Origin of the sequence: Aerococcus sp. HMSC062A02, from assembly GCF_001809535.1 — a bacterium.
Classification (GTDB): domain Bacteria; phylum Bacillota; class Bacilli; order Lactobacillales; family Aerococcaceae; genus Aerococcus.
In genome coordinates, this window is sequence record NZ_KV797928.1 from 1 (window position 1) to 17933 (window position 17933).

Genomic DNA, 17933 nt, shown 5'->3' on the forward strand with positions numbered 1-17933 from the left:
GGGAACGACCGGCTGGAGCCGCTCTTATCCCTTTTGCCTCCAGTTATCCCTTTCTGACCGCCTTTGCTCACACCCTGATTATTTAACTGCGATGGCGTCGACTTCGATTTGAACGCCTTTTGGTAGGGCGGCGACTTGGACACAGCTTCTTGATGGGAAAGGTTCTTCTAGGAAGGAGCCGTAGATCTCATTGACTGCTTGGAAATTAGCCAAATCCGTTAAGAAGATGGTGCAGCGAACGATATCGCTCACTTGGTAGCCGGCTTCTTCAATGATAGCCTTCAAGTTGGTCATGGATTGTTTGGCTTGGCTTTCAATATCTTCAGCAATTTCACCAGTGCTTGGGTCGACAGGAATTTGCCCAGAGACAAAGAGACTGTTGTTAATCTCTACAGCTTGGGAATAAGGTCCGATAGCAGCTGGTGCTTGCTTAGTTTCAATGACTTTTTTCATATGAGAAAACTCCTTTCAAAAATAAAGCGTTTCAACTAGTCTTATTATAGCAGAAAAATGAGCAATGGCTAGTTTCAGCTGGTATAAAATAAGTCCTAACCATGACCCCCTTCCTAAAATCAGTTATAATAAGGGTAAAAGGATGGAGGATAAGAATGAAGGGATTAAAGAATAATAAACTACTGCAAAGCTTGCTCGCCTTGATCGTCCTAGGTCTAGCGTTGTGGACGGGCCAAGACTTGGGGCAAGGAGGTCTAGAGACGGGGACGGATGAGCTGGCTACTAGCCAATCAAGCGCTACTTCTCAGTCTTCTCCAGCCGTCGTTGAAGGCGAGACTTACTCAAGTCCGGAAGAGGTGGCAGCCTATATCGATCAATTTGGTGACCTGCCTAAGAATTATATCAGCAAGGCTGAAGCCAAGGCGGCCGGCTGGATTCCCGAAGAGGGCAATCTTTGGGAAGTCACCGACCACAAATCGATTGGAGGCGATCGTTTTGGGAATTATGAGGGACAGCTGCCGGAAGATGAGGATTACCGGGAAGCCGATGTCAATTACCAGGGTGGGCCGCGGGGGCCAGAGCGCCTGGTTTATTCCGAAGATGGGGATAAGATATACTACACCAAGGACCACTATGATAGCTTTAAAGCATTAAAGGAGGCGAATTAGGATGCGAGACCAGGGACATGATCCAATCCAGATTGACTGCCGACACTTAGCGAAATCAGCTGAGGCTTATGCCTATCTTTACGAGCAGATCTTGGCCGGGAGACCGACCCAAGCCTCCTATAATCTCGATGCCTTGTATGATGTCCTGAGCCAGCTGCCTCCAGGCCAAGAAATTGTTGTCAGCCATTATGCTGACCTCCAAGCACGGGAAGGGCGCTGGGCTAAGCGGTGGCGGCGGGTATTGCTTGAAGCTGCAAGAGACTGGGCCTTGGACTTAACTTGGGAGGAGAACGATGATGCCAAGCATTAGTGTCTTACAATTAGCTTGCGGGGATTTGTCTATAAATGACCCGCTCTGGCTCACGGCCCAGGCTTTTGTCCGCGAATGGTTTAAACCAGGCCTGCTTGCGAGCCCACAGTCGGGAGACCTAGTATTCAAACACTCTGCCGCTGCTTTTTTGGCCTACCGGATTTTTAACCAGCTGCTTTTTCCCCTGCGTGTGGATGGGGGGATCGGCCTGGCGAGTGTGACAGAAGACCTGTCCTTGGACCAGGAGCGCGCACGATCCTACGCCCAAACGGTTTTGGAACAGAGCCAGCTTTTTGCTTCGTCGACGGTCCTCTATAATGCGGATTTCTTGGAAGACGCCATTGTCAATACCCAGCTTCTTCACTGGGCAGACCTCAAGGCCAAGCAGTCGGAAATTCAAGCCTTGTTGACCTTACTTTATGAACTCCACTATCCCCTCTACCTGGCAGAAGATATGCAGGAAGAAGAGCATTTGGTGCGGGGCATCCAGCGCATCTGGCAAGCCAAAAACAAGTATCTCGCTCAAGATGAGAAATTAGCGGCTTACCAGACACTTGACCTCTCCGCTCCTAAAGCTGTTCGCTACCGTGATATCCATGAAGAACTGGGCCGGTCACACTATTATGTGACAGGCTTCTTTAAGAAAGGTTATGCAGCTTCTATCGCTCGAATCGCCCAAACCAGCCGGCAGAATATTGATTATCATTTGCAGAATGGTCGCTTTGCTTGGGAGCGGGATACGGCCGCGGCCCTAGTTTTGCAGCTGGCGCGTGAAGAAGCGGCCCTTTAACTTTTTACAAGAGGGCGCGAGATGCGGTATAATAGGAAAGAAGATGCCTAGTGAATGGAGGAGAAGATGATGAAATACAAATTGAGTGTCGCGAACCGTGATATTCGCGAGCAGGCTGGCTACGCCCAGAGAGGTAACAGCTGGCAAATTATCCTAGCCTTTGTCTTAGCTGTGATTATTCTCAGTGCCATGGGGATTCTCGGGACAACAGGCCTGATTTATCTGAGCCAGCAAGAAGCGGCTGGATGGCTCCTAGGACTTGTGGGCCTTGTTATTGTTTTAATTTATTTATATGTCATTATTCAAATGATGGTATTCGGCTTTCCTTGGTCTTTCTTGGAGATGGTGGATACCGGCCGCTACCAGATCAAGACGATCTTCCGTCCTTTTAGACGGCGGCCAGGACGGAATGTTCTTGCCTATATTTTCTTTGAGCTACTTTTAGCTTTGGTTAGTCTCTTGCTGAGCTTGGTGTCAGGTGTCCTCTTTGGCTTGACCAGCTATAATTTCTTGCCTAATCAAGCTTGGAGCCTGACTGCCCAAATGCCCGATCTGGCAGCAGGTCAAGAATTGACCCAGGGACTTCTGGCAGGGGACACGCGCCTCTTGATCTTAGCAGGGATTAGCTTCGCTCTATGGCTGGTTCTGACTTTGATTTATTTGGTCTTTATCTATGGCTTTGCCTTTAGCCCCTTCCTGCCCTACGATAGTGAAACGGCTTCAGCCTCAGCACTCTTGGGGATTAGCCGGCAGATGATGCGGGGGAATAAGTTCAAACTTTTCCGTATCCACTTCTTCTATATGGTGGTTCCCTATCTCTTGGCCTTCCTCTTTGGCCTCGTGCTGATGGCAACGAGCTTGCTCTTCAATCTCGATGCGGGGCTCTTTGGTCTCCTGGCAGGGGTGATTACCTTTATTTTGGTGGTTGTTTATGTGGTCTTTGGCCTCCGTGCCTTCACCGCAACGGCTGTATTCTACCGGAACTATATTAAGCAATACCGCTTGGAGTTGAATGAAGCTTTCCCTGAATTAAATCTCACAACTTGGGGGCAAGGCAGCGAGACGGAGATTTACCAACAAGAGGACCGTCCCCAAGTGCCTGAAGAAACCATGGCCTTCGCTGTCCCAGATGAGCTGAAGGTGGACGAAGCGAGCGAAGAAGACCTGAGTCCAAGTGAACGTGCGGGGGCTGCAGCAGTCTTTACCGAAGCAGAGCCAAGCCTAGATGCAGATCCTGGCACAGTAGAAGATGACCTGCCTGAGACGACCCAAGTGGTGGATCCCCAACATGATCCTGAACTCTTTGACCACATGGACCAATCTTTCTCCGATGATATTCGCGGGAAGGATGAAGAGCCCCAGGCTATCTTTGATCCTGAAGATGACTTGACCTACGACGAGAAGACCCAATTGCGTGATAATCCGACCCTCTATGTGGACCAGTCGGATGATAAATCGTCCAAGGACTAGGCAAGCGGCTTTAAGGATTAATCAGTCTTAAGTTAAAAGCATAGTTTTCTTTATGACATTGTATTGGTGAGCATCCGTTCCGCTTTTGAATTTGGTCCTTGAATTTTAGAGGGTCAAGAACGGCTTTCGTCGTTTTGTACTTTATCCGTAAGTCGCTAGCGCTCCAACGGCTAAAGCAGCATCGGTTCGAGCCAAGGTCTCTCACCTAGCGAGCTTCAAACGTCTAGTACGGCTGACGCCTACTATACGTAATTCACATCGCTTGCTTATTCATGGCTAAGGACCAACTTCAAAGCTCCACTCCTGCTCACAAATAAACTGTTATAACAACCATTTTTTAATTACAAGTGACCTATACTTGCTGACTATGCCCTTGACCTGGTCGATGAAATTGAAAATAAAGCCTTTAACCAAGAAAGAATTTCAGGCATTTCATAAATAAGACAGTAGCTCATTCAAAAAAAAAGCCTCCGCCCAACTGCCAATCTTAAGAGATGCAGTGGGCGGAGGCTTTTTTTGTTTTTATTCGGATTTTTTAACTTGTGTTTCGCTTTGATAAGGATTATCCGGCAGGCCTTCCCAGGCGGCTTTGTGGATTTCTAGGGCGACTTGGGCGGGGATGGAGAGTTGCTGGATGTCTTCTGGGCTGGCGGCGCGGATCTTCTTCAGGGTCTTGAAGTGGCGCATGACCTTGGTCCGTGTCTTGGGGCCGACGCCTTTGATGGCATCCAGGCGGGAGGTGAAGGAGTTCTTACTGTGGACATTGCGGTGGAAGCTCTTGGCATAGCGGTCGACCTCGGTTTGGATGCGTTGGATCAGGTGGAAGGCTTGGGACTTAGGATCCAGGTCCACAATTTCAGGGGGCTGGCCATAGATCAGGTGGGCCGTCCGGTGCTTGTCGTCCTTAACCATACCGGCCACGGGGAGGTCCTCTAAGCCGAGTTCGTTATCCAGGACATCGCGGGCAGCATTGACTTCAATAATGCCCCCATCCATGAGAATAATATTGGGCAGGGGTTGGCCTTCCTTGAGCAAGCGCGAATAGCGGCGGCGGATGACCTCTTGGCTGGAAGCATATTCGTCAGCACCTTCGAAGCCTTTGATCCGGTACTTCCGGTACTTCTTCTTGTTGGGCTTGCCATCTTCATAGCAGACCATCCCCGACACATTATCTGCCCCTTGGTGGTTGGAGTGGTCGAAGCTTTCAATGACCCGCAAGTAGGGCAGCTTGAGGGCCTGGCTGAGTTCTTCGACGGCCCCTGTTGTTTTTTGTTCGTTCATGGCTAGGAGGCGGAATTTTTGTTGGTGGGCGAGTTCGGCATTGGACTTGGCCAAGTCGAGCATCTTGCGCTTGTCTCCGCGCTGGGGGGTGGCCACGGAAATGTCTAGGGTTTCTTCTAATAAGCGGTTGTCCAGACCCTTGGGCACCAGGATTTCTTTGGGCAGGGTGTGGTTCTTATCTTGGTAGAACTGGACGATATAAGAAGTCAGTTCCTCTTCGGGTTCTGTGTAGCAGGGGAAGAGGGCCGAGTCCCGCTTGATAATGGAGAACTGGCGGAGCATGAAGGTTTGGATGCTGATCCAGCCCTTATCCATGTAGAAGGCGAAAACGTCTCGGTTGTTGTATTGCTTGCTCATGACATTCTGGGGTTCAACGGTCTGCTCGATGTAGTGGATTTGGTCCCGGTAGTCGGCGGCTCGCTCGTAGTGCATGTTTTCCGCTGCCTGGGCCATTTTCTTTTTCAGATCATTTTTAATCTTTTTGACATTGCCATTTAGGAAGCGGGTAATGTTTCTGATCTGCTTATCATAAGTTTCTTTACTGACAGGGTGGTCACAGCAGCCGATGCACTGGCCCAGGTGGTAGTAGAAGCAGGCCCGCTTTTCGTTTTTACCGCAGCGTCGCAAAGGATAGGTCTTCTGCAGGAGGTCGCGGGTGGCATTGGCGGCATTGACATTGGGATAGGGGCCGAAGTAGTGGCCGCCGTCATTTTCAACTACGGAACTGATGATTAATTGGGGATCTTTTTCATTGGTGATCTTCAGATAGGGGTACATGGTGCCCTGCTTGAGCTTGATATTGTAATGGGGCTGGTATTTTTGGATCAGGTTGATCTCTAAGAGCAGGCTTTCCTTATCGGTGGTTGTGATGATAATTTCAAAATCATGGATTTCACTGACTAATTGGGCCGTCTTTCCGGTGTGAGAGCTCTTGAAATAGGAGCGAACCCGGTTTTTAAGATTTTTTGCCTTGCCAATATAGATAATATGGTTGTTGCGGTCCCGCATAATATAGCAGCCAGGATCGTTAGGCAGTAATTTTAATTTATTTTCAATTAATTCGCTCGCCATAAAAAGGCTCCTTTCTAGCTTGTTGAATTCAATTCTTTATTATAACACGTTGGTCTGGAAAGCGATAAGGAATTGACCCTTAAGTCCTTATCCTTTAAATTTTCTTTGGACTCAGTCAAAATTTCTCAAAGCTTGCTACATTATGATAAAATAGGAGTAAATGACTTGAAGAGCCCCGAGTGAACTGTCAAGGGGCAACAGAATGAGGAGGCCTTCATATGACTCAATCCCATTTCAAAAAATTGCTTTGGCGGGGAGGCTGTTTAGCGGCCCTCGCCCTCTACGGCTATGTCCAAAATTACCGCTTAAAACGCCAAGACTATCTCTTAGAGAGTCCGCGTTATGCGGGGGCCTTGGATGGTTTTACCATTGCCGTCCTATCTGATTTGAACTTCCCTAAGCACCGGGTAGACCTAAAAGATCTCTTGAAGCAGACCAAGGCTAGCCAGGTGGATATGATTGCGCTGACGGGGAATATCCTCAACCAAGAAGGAACGCTTAACTTGACTGAGCTCGCAGCCTTTGCCCGTGAACTGACAGCCCTTGCACCGACCTTTGCGGTTTATGGCCCTAACGAATTAAAACATCCCCAGGCACCCCAAATGGAGCGGCTCTTCCGCGAATATGGCGTCCAATTCTTGCACGACCAAGCCGTCGACTTGACCTATAAAGGCCAGGCTATTACCATCATGGGCCTTATGGAGAAGGGCAACCGCTCTTTCCTCAAAGGAGACGCCTTACGCCATGTGGACTTGACGCCTAAGCAGACCCAGCAGGTTAAGATTTTGTTGGCCAGCCATCCGGAAGCTTTCCTGCGCTACCATGAAGATCTCAGTAAGTCACCAGACCTGGTCCTCTCAGGCTTGGCTACTGGGGGCAGCATCCATTTAGGACCGCTGGGCGGTCTCTATGCACCAAGCCAGGGCTACCTGCCTAAGTATACGGAGGGTATCTTCCGCCTGCCCGGTAACCCGTACAAGTCTCTCTTGATTTCGCGGGGGATCGGTCGAGCCAGTCTGGGCGTCCGGGTGAACAATCGGCCTGAATTGGTCCGTGTCCAATTGACGGCCTCACGCGAGGATCAGCTCAAGGATTGGGCCCGAGATCTAGGGGAGAAGGCGGACCAGTCAGAACATAGCCAGCCTGGCCCAGATAGACAGGAAAACTTAAGCGAAGGGATTACGGTTTATGATGACCGGCCTAGCCAACACTACAGCCAGCCTGACCATGTCCTCATCCAGGACCAGGGTGGAGACTATCTGTTAGAGCCTTTACCGGAAGAGAAAGTAGGGGCTGAGGACCTGCCCTTAGCAGTCGATCCCAGCCATCCTGCTAGTCCGATTCGGCCCCTGCCAGACCTTGAAGAAGACAATTAGCGAGGAGCAAGACTTGTGTGGAATAATTTATCAGAAGAAGTCCGTGACTTAGTGGAAGCAGCCGGCTTCCAAGCGCCTACCGAGGTGCAAAAGGCAGCCTGGGAGCCCATGCTTGCGGGAGAAAATTTTTATATGGTATCTCCTACTGGGACGGGTAAAACCCTGGCCTATCTCTTACCACTATTAGAGAAACTTGAGACCAATGGGCAAGTGCAAGCTGTGATTCTTGCCCCTTCCCAGGACCTTGCCGCCCAGATTGCGGACGTGGCTAGGCATTGGGCCAAGGCGAAGGGAATCAAAGTCCAGTCCTTAGTTGGCGGGGCAAATATTAAACGTCAAATTGAAAAATTAAAAGGAAAACCAGAGCTGGTGATTGGGACCGCTGGCCGCTTAAATGAACTGGCTCAGAGCCGCAAGCTCAAGCTCCACCAAGTGAAGCGCCTGGTCTTGGATGAGTGCGACCGCCTCTTTAGCCAGGAGCAAGCAGCAACGACCCAAGCCTTCATCGACCGGCTCCAACAATCGGTAAGTCTGGCTGCCTTTTCAGCAACGGCTAATGCGGAAGCTTGGGCCCAGTTCGAAGGATTGCGCGAAGAGGTTTTCTTCCTCGATTGCAGCCAGGCCTCCCAAGCGTTGACGGCTAAGCGTCAACACCTCTACTTGCAAGTATCCAGCCGTAAGCGGGATGATGCCCTGCGACGCTTGGCCCAGGTGGAGGGGATGCAGGCCTTGGTTTTTGTCCGGAGTATTGCCGAACTTGACCGGCTCAAGGAGAAGTTGACCTATCGCCAGGTGCCGGTGGCTGTTCTCCATAGTGAGATGACCAGCCAGGACCGGCAAAATGCCCTGCAAGGCTTCCGTCAGGGGCGCTATGTCTATCTCTTAACCACGGATGTGGCGGCACGGGGAATGGATATTCCAGATTTGCCCTATGTGATTCAGTATGACCAGGCAGAAGACCAGGCCACTTATACCCATCGCAGCGGACGGACTGGCCGGATGGGAGCTGAGGGAAGTGTTCTAAGCTTTGTGACTGATCGCAGCTTACGCGAGCTTAAGAAGCAGGTCCCCGACCAAGCCAAGCTGGAAGAAGTCTTTCTCAGCCAGGGGCAAGTCAGCAAAGAAGCCCCTGTCCACCGCGACCAAGGGACAAGCAAATCTAAGCGGGGCCAATCGCAAACACAGAAATCAAAAAACAAAAATAAAAAGCGCAAGCGCCAACAGAAGAATAAGGGCGCACGTCGCCAGAAGAAGTAAACTGGAGGGAACTATGGGAAAGAAATTTGCAATTATCCTAGCAGCAGGTAAGGGAACACGGATGAAGTCCAAGCTCTACAAGGTCTTGCACCCGGTCGCTGGTAAGTCCATGGTAGAACATGTGGTGGATAATATCAGCCAGGCAGGCTTTGATGAGAAGATTACCGTAGTTGGTCATGGGGCAGACCAGGTGAAGGAACGCCTCGGTGACCGGTCCCTCTACTGCTTACAAGAAGAACAATTGGGAACGGCTCATGCGGTCATGCAGGCAGAATCCCTATTAGCTGATAAGGAAGGCCTTACCTTGGTCGTAGCCGGGGACACTCCTTTAATCCGCGCTGAGACTTTTGAAGCGCTAGTTGACTACCATGAAGCGGAAGGCGCTAAGGCAACTATCCTCACAGCCCATGCCGATAATCCTTATGGCTATGGACGAATTATCCGCCGAGCTGATGGGTCGGTAGACTGCAGTGTCGAAGAGAAGGATGCCACAGAGGAAGAACGCCAAGTCCAAGAAATTAACACAGGGACCTATGTTTTCGACAACCAATGGCTTTTCAAGATGCTCCATGAAGTGAACAATGACAATGCCCAGGGTGAGTATTACTTGCCAGATGTTCTCGAATTGCTCAAAGACCGGGGCCAGCATATTGCTGCCTACCAGATTTCCGATATGTCAGAGGCGCTAGGTGTTAATGACCGCCTGGCCTTGGCGGAAGCTAACCGTCTCTTCTTTAAACGACAAAATGAGCACTTTATGCGCCAAGGGGTCAGCTTCGTTGATCCGAGCACGGTCTATATTGAAGCAGGGGTATCGATAGCTAGCGATACCTTGATTGAAGCGAATGTTCAATTGAAGGGGCAAACGAGCATTGGTCACGATTGTGTGATCGGTAGCCAGACCTGTATTCGCGATAGCCAGATCGGTGATGGGGTTAAGATCCGGTCTTCAGAAATTGAAGAAGCTGAAGTTGGCTCAAATTCAGATATCGGACCTCATGCCCACCTCCGCCCCAAGGCTAAGCTGGCTAGCCATGTTCACATTGGCAACTATGTTGAAGTGAAGAACGCGACCATCGGCCAAGGGACCAAGGTTGGCCACTTGACCTATATTGGTGATGCCGACCTGGGTGCTGATATTAATGTTAGCTGTGGCGTTATTTTCTGTAACTATGATGGAGTCAACAAGGCCCGGTCGGTGGTCGGTGACCATAGCTTTATTGGCTCCAATGTGAATATCGTAGCCCCCGTCCAAGTTGCTGCCAATACCTTCCTAGCAGCAGGGTCTACCATTACCGATGATGTGCCGGAAAAGAGCTTAGCCATTGCCCGGGCTCGGCAGTCTAATAAAGAAAACTATTGGGATAAGCTGGCAATTGGCAAAAAGAATCACTAGTTTGTAAAAAATATGTTAAGATATGTGTGTAGCAAATTTTAAATGACCAATAGTAGGAGGAATATCAGGAAATGTCTCAACATAAGCCGAATAATCTTAAGGTGTTTTCTCTCAATTCGAACCCAGAATTAGCTGAAAAGATCGCTAAAGCTATGGATACTGAACTAGGGGAATGTTCTGTTACCCACTTTAGCGACGGCGAAATCTATATCAGTATCGATGAATCAATTCGTGGGGATGATGTTTATATTGTTCAATCAACATCAGAACCTGTTAACGACCACCTCATGGAACTCTTAATTATGATTGATGCCTGCCGCCGGGCGAGTGCGGCGACGATTACAGTTGTCATTCCTTACTTCGGCTATGCCCGTCAAGACCGTAAAGCCAAACCGCGTGAACCCATCACAGCTAAGCTTGTTTCTAATATGATTGAAAAGACTGGTGCTGACCGAGTGGTAGCCCTTGACTTGCACGCTGCCCAAATCCAAGGTTTCTTCGATATTCCAGTGGACCACCTGCTTGGTTCTCCTCTTCTGGCTAACTACTTCATTGAAAACCCAGACTATAGCTTAGAAGATGTTGTGGTGGTTTCACCAGACCATGGTGGGGTGACCCGGGCACGTAAATTGGCAGAGTTCTTGAAGGCGCCAATTGCTATTATTGACAAACGTCGACCTAAAGCCAACGTGGCAGAAGTGATGAATATTGTCGGTAATGTTGAAGGCAAGCACGCTCTGATCATTGACGATATGATCGATACTGCAGGGACAATTACGGCAGCGGCTAAAGCCTTGGGCGAAGCAGGCGCTGTTTCGGTAGCGGTTTGCTGTACTCACCCTGTTCTTTCAGGTCCAGCAGTTGAACGTCTGGCTAAGTCCAACATCTCAGAAGTTGTAGTTACAGACTCCATCTACCTGCCAGAAGAAAAACGAATCGATAAGATCAAGCAAGTAACCGTTTCTGAACTGATTGCAGAAGCTATCCTCCGTATCCACGACAAGCGTTCGGTAAGTCCTTTATTTGTTGAAGAATTCAAGGGCATGGACAATGGCCATAACGCCGACTAGAAGAAAAGAATTAAGGCTGGAACGAGTTTCCAGTCTTTTTTAGTGTTTAATTTTTTAGTATAGGCGATCATCTCATTCAGCTTTATCTGGAGCTTCGGACCAGGAGAGTCAAAAGGCTGAGCCAGTCTCTTGCTCGAACGGTTGACGGCAGGAGGGATTTATGCTTGAATACTTTTATCAGAAAGTGAGGAATGGATGAATGACGAATTTTATGATTGGCTTCAATGCGGTAATGCCTGTCCTGCTCTATATCTTGATCGGACAGCTGATCCACCGCATTGGTTGGATGTCCCGCAAGTCCCTTAGCGAGATGAATAAGGCACTCTTTGCCTTTTTCCTGCCCTTGAACTTATTTAACAATGTCTACCACATGGATCTGGATAAGAACTTTAATCCGCGGACCTTGGCCTTTGTGATTATCTATGCGATTGCAATTTTTATTGTCTATGCCCTGATTATTCCCATTTTTCAGAAACGTAATGACCGCCGGGGAGTGATGCTCCAAGGATCTATTCGTTCGAACGCCATTCTTTTCGGCTTACCCCTGGGAACAGCCCTGCTCGGCAAAGAAAACTTGGGCATGGTCAGTATCGCCCTAGCGATTATCGTGCCGGTGAATAATATCCTGTCGGTAATTGCCCTGTCCATTTATACGGATGAAGATTTCTCCTTCAAGGACTTGATGCACAAAATCATCAGCAATCCCATGGTGATCGCTACGGCTTCGGGGATTGTGGTAGCTGCCCTCGGTTTGCGCTTGCCCCGGTCTGTGGAAGTGGCTTTCGATAATCTGAGTGCTATGACCTCACCCTTGGCCCTCACCGTGATGGGCAGTCTCTTTAAATTTGATAAGATTAAAGATGCCGATTGGTCGCTCTACTTCACGGTGATCAATAAACTGTTGGTGAATCCAGCTATTGCTCTGAGCTTGGCTGTCCTCTTTGGCCTTCGTGATGATAATATTATCAGTGTCTTGATTGCGACCGCTGGACCGACCGCCGTTTCGTCCTATGCCCAAGCCGTGATGGCAGGGGGCGATGAAGATTTGGCCAATCAGATTGTCGTTTTCACCACTTGCTTTGCCATGTTTACCTTGGTCTTTTGGATCTGGCTTTTGAAGAGCCTAGCTCTCTTCTAAGAAGGTCAGTGTGACAAAAGTTCGATATAAAAACCGGTCATTTTAAAATCGGAGTGATCGCTAAGCAATATATTTGAAGTCAAAAAAGCCGTCCCAGCTAGCGCATGAGCGTTAGCTGGGACGGCAATTTTTATGGACTTAGAGAGCTTATTTGTTTTCTAATTCAGCAAAGGCTGAATCAATGACTTCTTTCATTTGACCGGCAGACTTGTCCATTAAGTTTTGTTCGTGGTCGCTGAGTGGTAATTCGATGACGCTACGAACACCTTCACTGGTTAGGACAGCAGGGGCACCGATATAGATGTCCTCTTGGTTGTACTCACCATCGAGGTAAACAGAGATAGGGAGAATTGCCCCTTCGTTGTTTAGGATAGCCTTCACGATCCGGGCTAGGGAAGCGGCGATACCGTAGAATGTTGCTCCCTTGTTTTCGATAATGTGGTAAGCTTTATCACGAACATCGTAATAGATTTCTGTCAAGCGTTCTTCATTGATTTCGGGGTGAACCTTAACCCAGTCTTCCATTGGGAGTCCCCCAATATTAGCGTGAGACCATACGGCAAATTCGCTGTCGCCGTGTTCCCCCATGATGAGAGCGTGGACACTACGGGAGTCCACATTGGTTAAAGCACCAATTTCTTGGCGGAAACGAGCGCTGTCGAGGGCAGTCCCTGAACCGATAACCCGGGAAGATGGGAAGCCAGAGAATTTCCATGTGGCATAGGTCAGGATGTCCACAGGGTTGGTGGCTACCAGGAAGATCCCGTCGAAACCACTAGCGACAACTTGATCAACCATGTCTTTGAAGATTACCAAGTTCTTGCTGACAAGGTCGAGACGAGTTTCACCTTCTTTTTGAGCCATGCCTGCGCAGAGAACCACGATGTCGGCATCTTTACAATCGCTATATTCAGCAGCAAAAATCTTTTTAGGGCTAGAATAAACTAGGGCGTCTTTTAAGTCTTCGACGTCACCAATCACACGTTTTTTATTAATATCAATGATTCCAAGTTCGTGGCCGATGCCTTGCAATACAGTGGAGAAAGCGAAGCTAGAGCCAACTGCACCATCACCAATTAAAATAATTTTATGTGTTTTATCTTTTGCCATCAATAAGACCTCTCATTTCTATTCTATCAATATGCTTATACTAGCAATTATAGTGATTAGCTAGGGGGATTTCAATGCTTTCCTAGAAATTGTGAAATGATAAACGAAGTTATAAAAAAACAGCAAGCGTTATCATATGTGATTTAACAAAAAAGGAAAGAAATAAAAGGGGATGAAGTAAATACAAAAAATGTATTTGATAGATAATTGTGATTGTTTTTACAATTATGATAGATAAAGTTTAAGCCTTAAAAGATAGGCTTGGTACTAGCTTAACTGCAAGCTGAGAACTTGTTTGCGCTGGGGGTCTAAGGTACAATAAGTATGAGTAGAAGCTACTTGCGCTTCGCAATCAGAGCAGCAGTATAGGATGCTTAGTAGAGAAGGGCTCCGCCCTTAAATAAAGGAGTATGACGATGAAATTAGTAGCAGGTTTGGGGAATCCAGGCCCTAAATATGAACGATCCCGCCACAATATTGGTTTTATTACTTTGGATGAATGGGCTTACCAGCACCATCTGACCTTTGACCAGGAGAAATTCAAGGGCAAATATGTGGAATACCGTATCCAAGGGGAGAAGGTTTTCTTTGTCAAGCCACAGACTTTTATGAACCTATCGGGCGAGAGTTTGATTGGCTTTGTGAATTATTTCGATATTGAATTAGAGGACCTCCTAGTGGTCTATGATGATATGGATATGGATGTGGGTCGCTTGCGTATGCGGCGCAAGGGCAGTTCTGGTGGCCATAATGGGATGAAGAGTATTATCCAACACTTAGGGACTGACCAAGTCCAACGTTTGAAACTAGGCGTGGGGCGGCCGCAAGCAGGCGTGAGTGTGGTGAACCATGTCTTAGGGAGCTTCCCCAAAGAAGACCATACCGCCATGCTCGAGAGCACTCGCCAGGCGGTAGCAGCCATTGATTATTGGCTAGCCGGCCATTCTTTTGAAGAAACTATGACCAAGTATAACCATTAGAGAGCAGGTGTTTTCTTGCAATTAGATCAATATATGACTGAAGCGCTCGATACGGATGCCCGTCAAGCTCTGGCTGAAGGGCAGAGCGTTCTCTTTCTAGGCTTACAGGGTTTATCCAAGGCCTATATCGCCCAACTTGCCTACAAGCAGGCGATGGGTCAAAAATATTTAATTGTGACTAATAATTTACTTGAAGCTGAACGCTATTTGGATGATTTAGCCAATTTCATTCCCGAAGACCGGCTCTATCTCTTTAATAGCGCAGAGAGTGTGGCAGCCGACCTAGCTGTAGCCAGTCCAGAAGCCTTGGCTGACCGCTTGGCCGTGATGAAATTCTTAAGAGAAAGTGAAGAAGGGGGAATCATTCTTGCCCCGCTTTTTGCTTTGAAGAAGCGTCTGATGCCTGCTGAACTCTGGGATAGTCTGCATTTAGAATTAAGCTTGGGGGACGACTTGCCTGCCCCCCAACTAGCCAAGGACCTCCTAGCGCGGGGCTATAAGCGTCGGCCGATTGTCGCGAGTCCGGGTGAGATGAGTTTACGGGGAGATATTGTGGATTGCTTTCCTCTTGACCGGGACCAACCCGTCCGCTTCTCTCTGGCCTTTGATGAACTGGAACGGATTTCAAGCTTTGATCCAGACAATCAGAAAAGTCTGGAGGACCTAGACCAAGTCCAGATCATCCCAGCTGATGACTTCCTCTTTCAACCTGAACAAATGAAGGCCCAAGCGGACCGGCTCCAAGAAGCAGTCAAACAAGAAGTTGAGGGCATGGCGGATGCTGACCTAGTCCAAGAAATCAAGGAAAATATGGCAGAAGAAGTCAACTTATGGCGGACCGGGGAGAGTTCGGAACTGACCGCTTACTTTAGCCAATACCTCTATGAGAGTGAGGATAACTTGCTCAGTTACTTAGGGGACAAGAGTCTTCTAATAATTGATGACTATCCCCGCCTCCAAGAATCTGCTGTTAGTATTGACGAGAATGCAGCAGCCTTCCTCCAAGCTAAAACGGAGCAAGGCCAGCTCCCTCCGCAGATCACTTATTATACTTCTTTTAAGGAGAGTTTAGAGGCCTACAAGGGGCGGTGCTTGTACTTGGGGATCTTCCAGAGGGGCTATGGACAGATGAAGTTTGACTATCTCCATGAATTCCAAACCCGTCCGGTCGTTCAATTCTATGAGCAGATGGATGCCCTCAAGATGGAAATCCAGGCCTGGCAGAAGACCAAGCGTCAAGTGGTCATTGCCCTGTCGACCGCTGACCGCCGGCGCAAATTAGAGGAAATCCTCCAAGCTGAAGGCCTGGCGGTGGTGTCTTCGGACTTAGGCCAGCTCCAAGAAGATGCCGTGAACTTAGTTTTAGCTAATTTTACTGCTGGAATTGAGTTCGTCAACGAGCGTTTGGTCCTAGTGTCGGAGGCAGATATCTACCAGCAGGTCAAGAAGAAGAAACGCCCTAAAGCTAACAAGCAGCTCTCGAATGCGGAGCGCCTTAAGAACTACCAGCAATTAGAGGTGGGCGATTATGTCGTTCATATCAATCATGGGATTGGGCAATTCACAGGGATTGAGACCATTGAAGTGGCGGGTTCGCACCGGGACTATCTGACCATTGTCTATGCTGACCAGGCGGCTATCCATGTGCCTGTGGAGCAGATCGACTTGGTACAAAAATATGTCTCTAGTGAAGGCAAGACACCTAAGCTCAATAAGATGGGTGGCAGTGAATGGGCCAAGACCAAGCGTAAGGTGAGCGGGCAGATCGAGGATATTGCAGATGATCTGATCGAAATCTATGCCAACCGGGAAGCCCAGGAAGGCTATGCTTTCGGCCCAGATACCCCGGAACAAGCAGACTTTGAAGCTGCCTTTCCTTACAGTGAGACGGAAGACCAGTTGCGATCCATTGACGAGATTAAGACGGATATGGAGAAGTCCAAAGCTATGGACCGTTTACTCGTGGGAGATGTCGGCTTTGGGAAGACGGAAGTTGCCATGCGGGCTATTTTCAAGGCGCTAATGGAAGGAAAACAGGCTGCCTTCCTAGTACCTACTACCGTGCTGGCTCAGCAGCATTATGAAACGCTCCTGGAACGTTTCCAAGACTGGCCCTTTGAAATTGCCCTCTTGAGTCGTTTTAGGACTAAGGCCCAGCAGGATCAAACCATTGAGGGCCTCGCTTCTGGCAGGGTCAACCTAGTTGTTGGTACCCACCGGCTCTTGTCCAAGGATGTCAGTTTCCTAGATCTGGGCCTCCTCGTTGTTGATGAGGAACAGCGCTTCGGGGTCAAGGCCAAGGAACGACTCAAGCAGCTCAAGGCCAATGTAGATGTGCTGACCCTGACGGCGACACCGATTCCACGGACCCTCCATTTATCGATTCTAGGCGCCCGCGACCTGAGTGTGATTGAGACGCCACCAGCCAACCGCTATCCAGTTCAGACTTATATTCTCGAGCAGAATCCAGAAGCTATCCGCGAAGCCATTGAGCGCGAGCTCGGCCGGTCGGGTCAAGTTTTTTATCTCTTTAATAATGTGCAAAAAATCGAAGAGAAGGCCTTGGCTATCTCGGGTCTGGTGCCAGAAGCCCGGGTCGGGATTGCCCATGGTCAGATGTCGGTGAACCAGCTGGAAGAGGTCTTGATGGCCTTTATCGAGGGGGACTACGATGTCCTCGTGACGACCACGATTATTGAGACAGGCGTGGATATTCCTAATGTCAATACTCTCCTCGTTGAATCGGCTGACCGCATGGGGCTCTCAACCCTCTACCAATTGCGCGGCCGGGTAGGGCGGAGCAACCGGGTAGCCTATGCCTACTTCATGTACCAGCCGGACAAGATGCTCAGTGAAGTCTCTGAGAAACGCTTGGCAGCCTTGCGTGACTTCACTGACTTAGGTAGCGGGTTCAAGATTGCCATGCGAGACTTGGCTATCCGGGGCGCCGGTAATCTCTTAGGCAAGCAGCAGCACGGCTTCGTGAATTCGGTCGGTTTCGACCTCTATTCGCAAATGCTCAGCGAAGCGGTGGCTAAGAAGCGGGGTCAAGCGCCAAGCCAAGCTGAAGAGCCGGTCGAACTCGAGATGAATATCAATGCCTATATTCCTTCGACTTATATTGCTGACGAGAAGCAGAAGTTGGAAATCTATAAGCGGATCAACCTATTAGAAGATACGGAAGCCATGTGGGACCTGGACGAAGAATTGATGGACCGCTTTGGCGAACCCCCACTCGAAGTCCAACTCCTCTTGAATGTGGGTGCGCTCAAGGCCAATGCCAAGAAAGTTGGCATCAACCATATTCAGACTCGCAATAATGGGGTAGAGTTACACTTCCATGCCAGTCTGGACCAGCAGACGGCTGTACCTAAGATATTTGAGGCCTTGGATAAGATTCCTATGCGCCTACAGATGAAAGAAGACAAGGAAGGCCAACTTACCCTCTTCCTACAGATTGGAAAGTTAGAGCCAGTAGAATGGCTCGACTACTTGCTCCAATTTGTGAGTCAGCTCGCTGACCAGATCGATAGCCCGTCCGATGAGGAGAGCTAGGAGGCTAA

General features: G+C 49.0%; 14 protein-coding genes. 11 read left to right on the forward strand and 3 right to left on the reverse strand.

The window, feature by feature from the left end:
- Positions 1 to 78 precede the first annotated feature (78 nt).
- Complete coding sequence (locus HMPREF2626_RS05310) at positions 79 to 453, reverse strand: RidA family protein (protein ID WP_070618452.1); 375 nt, start codon at positions 451 to 453, stop codon at positions 79 to 81.
- 155 nt (positions 454 to 608) lie between these two features.
- On the opposite strand from HMPREF2626_RS05310, the gene HMPREF2626_RS05315 reads away from it, so the two are divergent.
- The 4 genes from HMPREF2626_RS05315 to HMPREF2626_RS05330 all read left to right on the forward strand — a co-directional run bounded on the left by HMPREF2626_RS05315 (position 609) and on the right by HMPREF2626_RS05330 (position 3691).
- A complete protein-coding gene (locus HMPREF2626_RS05315; protein ID WP_070618453.1) occupies positions 609 to 1121 on the forward strand; it encodes a ribonuclease domain-containing protein in 513 nt (170 codons plus the stop codon).
- A 1-nt stretch (position 1122) separates the two neighbouring features.
- Positions 1123 to 1431 carry a barstar family protein gene (locus HMPREF2626_RS05320; RefSeq protein ID WP_070618456.1) on the forward strand — a complete coding sequence of 103 codons (309 nt, stop codon included), beginning with the start codon at positions 1123 to 1125 and terminating at the stop codon, positions 1429 to 1431.
- The gene (locus HMPREF2626_RS05325) at positions 1418 to 2221 is read left to right on the forward strand and encodes a hypothetical protein (RefSeq protein WP_070618459.1); all 804 of its coding nucleotides are present in this window, start codon (positions 1418 to 1420) and stop codon (positions 2219 to 2221) included. The genes HMPREF2626_RS05320 and HMPREF2626_RS05325 overlap by 14 nt, the downstream gene beginning before the upstream one ends.
- Before the next feature lie 66 nt (positions 2222 to 2287).
- Positions 2288 to 3691, forward strand: coding sequence for a hypothetical protein (locus tag HMPREF2626_RS05330; RefSeq protein ID WP_141744591.1), 1404 nt, complete (start codon positions 2288 to 2290; stop codon positions 3689 to 3691).
- A gap of 522 nt (positions 3692 to 4213) precedes the next feature.
- On the opposite strand, the gene uvrC is transcribed toward HMPREF2626_RS05330, so the two are convergent.
- The gene (uvrC, locus tag HMPREF2626_RS05335) at positions 4214 to 6043 is read right to left on the reverse strand and encodes an excinuclease ABC subunit UvrC (protein ID WP_070618465.1); all 1830 of its coding nucleotides are present in this window, start codon (positions 6041 to 6043) and stop codon (positions 4214 to 4216) included.
- A 218-nt stretch (positions 6044 to 6261) separates the two neighbouring features.
- On the opposite strand from uvrC, the gene HMPREF2626_RS05340 reads away from it, so the two are divergent.
- The 5 genes from HMPREF2626_RS05340 (at position 6262) to HMPREF2626_RS05360 (ending at position 12280) form a co-directional block, all read left to right on the forward strand.
- Entirely contained in the window at positions 6262 to 7419 is a 1158-nt protein-coding gene (locus HMPREF2626_RS05340; protein ID WP_070618469.1) for a metallophosphoesterase, read from the forward strand.
- 15 nt (positions 7420 to 7434) lie between these two features.
- Complete coding sequence (locus HMPREF2626_RS05345; RefSeq protein WP_070618472.1) at positions 7435 to 8676, forward strand: DEAD/DEAH box helicase; 1242 nt, start codon at positions 7435 to 7437, stop codon at positions 8674 to 8676.
- A 13-nt stretch (positions 8677 to 8689) separates the two neighbouring features.
- Positions 8690 to 10072 carry a bifunctional UDP-N-acetylglucosamine diphosphorylase/glucosamine-1-phosphate N-acetyltransferase GlmU gene (gene glmU / locus HMPREF2626_RS05350; protein WP_070618474.1) on the forward strand — a complete coding sequence of 461 codons (1383 nt, stop codon included), beginning with the start codon at positions 8690 to 8692 and terminating at the stop codon, positions 10070 to 10072.
- Between the two features lie 71 nt (positions 10073 to 10143).
- On the forward strand, positions 10144 to 11142 hold the full coding sequence (locus HMPREF2626_RS05355; RefSeq protein ID WP_070618477.1) for a ribose-phosphate diphosphokinase: 999 nt from the start codon (positions 10144 to 10146) through the stop codon (positions 11140 to 11142).
- A 199-nt stretch (positions 11143 to 11341) separates the two neighbouring features.
- On the forward strand, positions 11342 to 12280 hold the full coding sequence (locus HMPREF2626_RS05360; RefSeq protein ID WP_070618480.1) for an AEC family transporter: 939 nt from the start codon (positions 11342 to 11344) through the stop codon (positions 12278 to 12280).
- A 147-nt stretch (positions 12281 to 12427) separates the two neighbouring features.
- On the opposite strand, the gene HMPREF2626_RS05365 is transcribed toward HMPREF2626_RS05360, so the two are convergent.
- Positions 12428 to 13390: an L-lactate dehydrogenase gene (locus tag HMPREF2626_RS05365; RefSeq protein WP_070618483.1), complete on the reverse strand. Its 963-nt coding sequence runs from the start codon at positions 13388 to 13390 to the stop codon at positions 12428 to 12430.
- 416 nt (positions 13391 to 13806) lie between these two features.
- On the opposite strand from HMPREF2626_RS05365, the gene pth reads away from it, so the two are divergent.
- Positions 13807 to 14370, forward strand: coding sequence for an aminoacyl-tRNA hydrolase (gene pth / locus HMPREF2626_RS05370; protein WP_070618486.1), 564 nt, complete (start codon positions 13807 to 13809; stop codon positions 14368 to 14370).
- A gap of 15 nt (positions 14371 to 14385) precedes the next feature.
- The gene (gene mfd / locus HMPREF2626_RS05375; protein ID WP_246818930.1) at positions 14386 to 17925 is read left to right on the forward strand and encodes a transcription-repair coupling factor; all 3540 of its coding nucleotides are present in this window, start codon (positions 14386 to 14388) and stop codon (positions 17923 to 17925) included.
- Positions 17926 to 17933: the final 8 nt, after the last annotated feature.

Excerpts from the sequence above, each read along its gene's own strand:
- HMPREF2626_RS05310 (WP_070618452.1), bottom strand. The coding sequence starts at position 453 with ATGAAAAAAGTCATTGAAACTAAGCAAGCACCAGCTGCTATCGGACCT.
- HMPREF2626_RS05315 (WP_070618453.1), top strand. The coding sequence starts at position 609 with ATGAAGGGATTAAAGAATAATAAACTACTGCAAAGCTTGCTCGCCTTG.
- HMPREF2626_RS05320 (WP_070618456.1), top strand. The coding sequence starts at position 1,123 with ATGCGAGACCAGGGACATGATCCAATCCAGATTGACTGCCGACACTTA.
- HMPREF2626_RS05325 (WP_070618459.1), top strand. The coding sequence starts at position 1,418 with ATGCCAAGCATTAGTGTCTTACAATTAGCTTGCGGGGATTTGTCTATA.
- HMPREF2626_RS05330 (WP_141744591.1), top strand. The coding sequence starts at position 2,288 with ATGATGAAATACAAATTGAGTGTCGCGAACCGTGATATTCGCGAGCAG.
- uvrC (WP_070618465.1), bottom strand. The coding sequence starts at position 6,043 with ATGGCGAGCGAATTAATTGAAAATAAATTAAAATTACTGCCTAACGAT.
- HMPREF2626_RS05340 (WP_070618469.1), top strand. The coding sequence starts at position 6,262 with ATGACTCAATCCCATTTCAAAAAATTGCTTTGGCGGGGAGGCTGTTTA.
- glmU (WP_070618474.1), top strand. The coding sequence starts at position 8,690 with ATGGGAAAGAAATTTGCAATTATCCTAGCAGCAGGTAAGGGAACACGG.
- HMPREF2626_RS05355 (WP_070618477.1), top strand. The coding sequence starts at position 10,144 with ATGTCTCAACATAAGCCGAATAATCTTAAGGTGTTTTCTCTCAATTCG.
- HMPREF2626_RS05360 (WP_070618480.1), top strand. The coding sequence starts at position 11,342 with ATGACGAATTTTATGATTGGCTTCAATGCGGTAATGCCTGTCCTGCTC.
- HMPREF2626_RS05365 (WP_070618483.1), bottom strand. The coding sequence starts at position 13,390 with ATGGCAAAAGATAAAACACATAAAATTATTTTAATTGGTGATGGTGCA.
- pth (WP_070618486.1), top strand. The coding sequence starts at position 13,807 with ATGAAATTAGTAGCAGGTTTGGGGAATCCAGGCCCTAAATATGAACGA.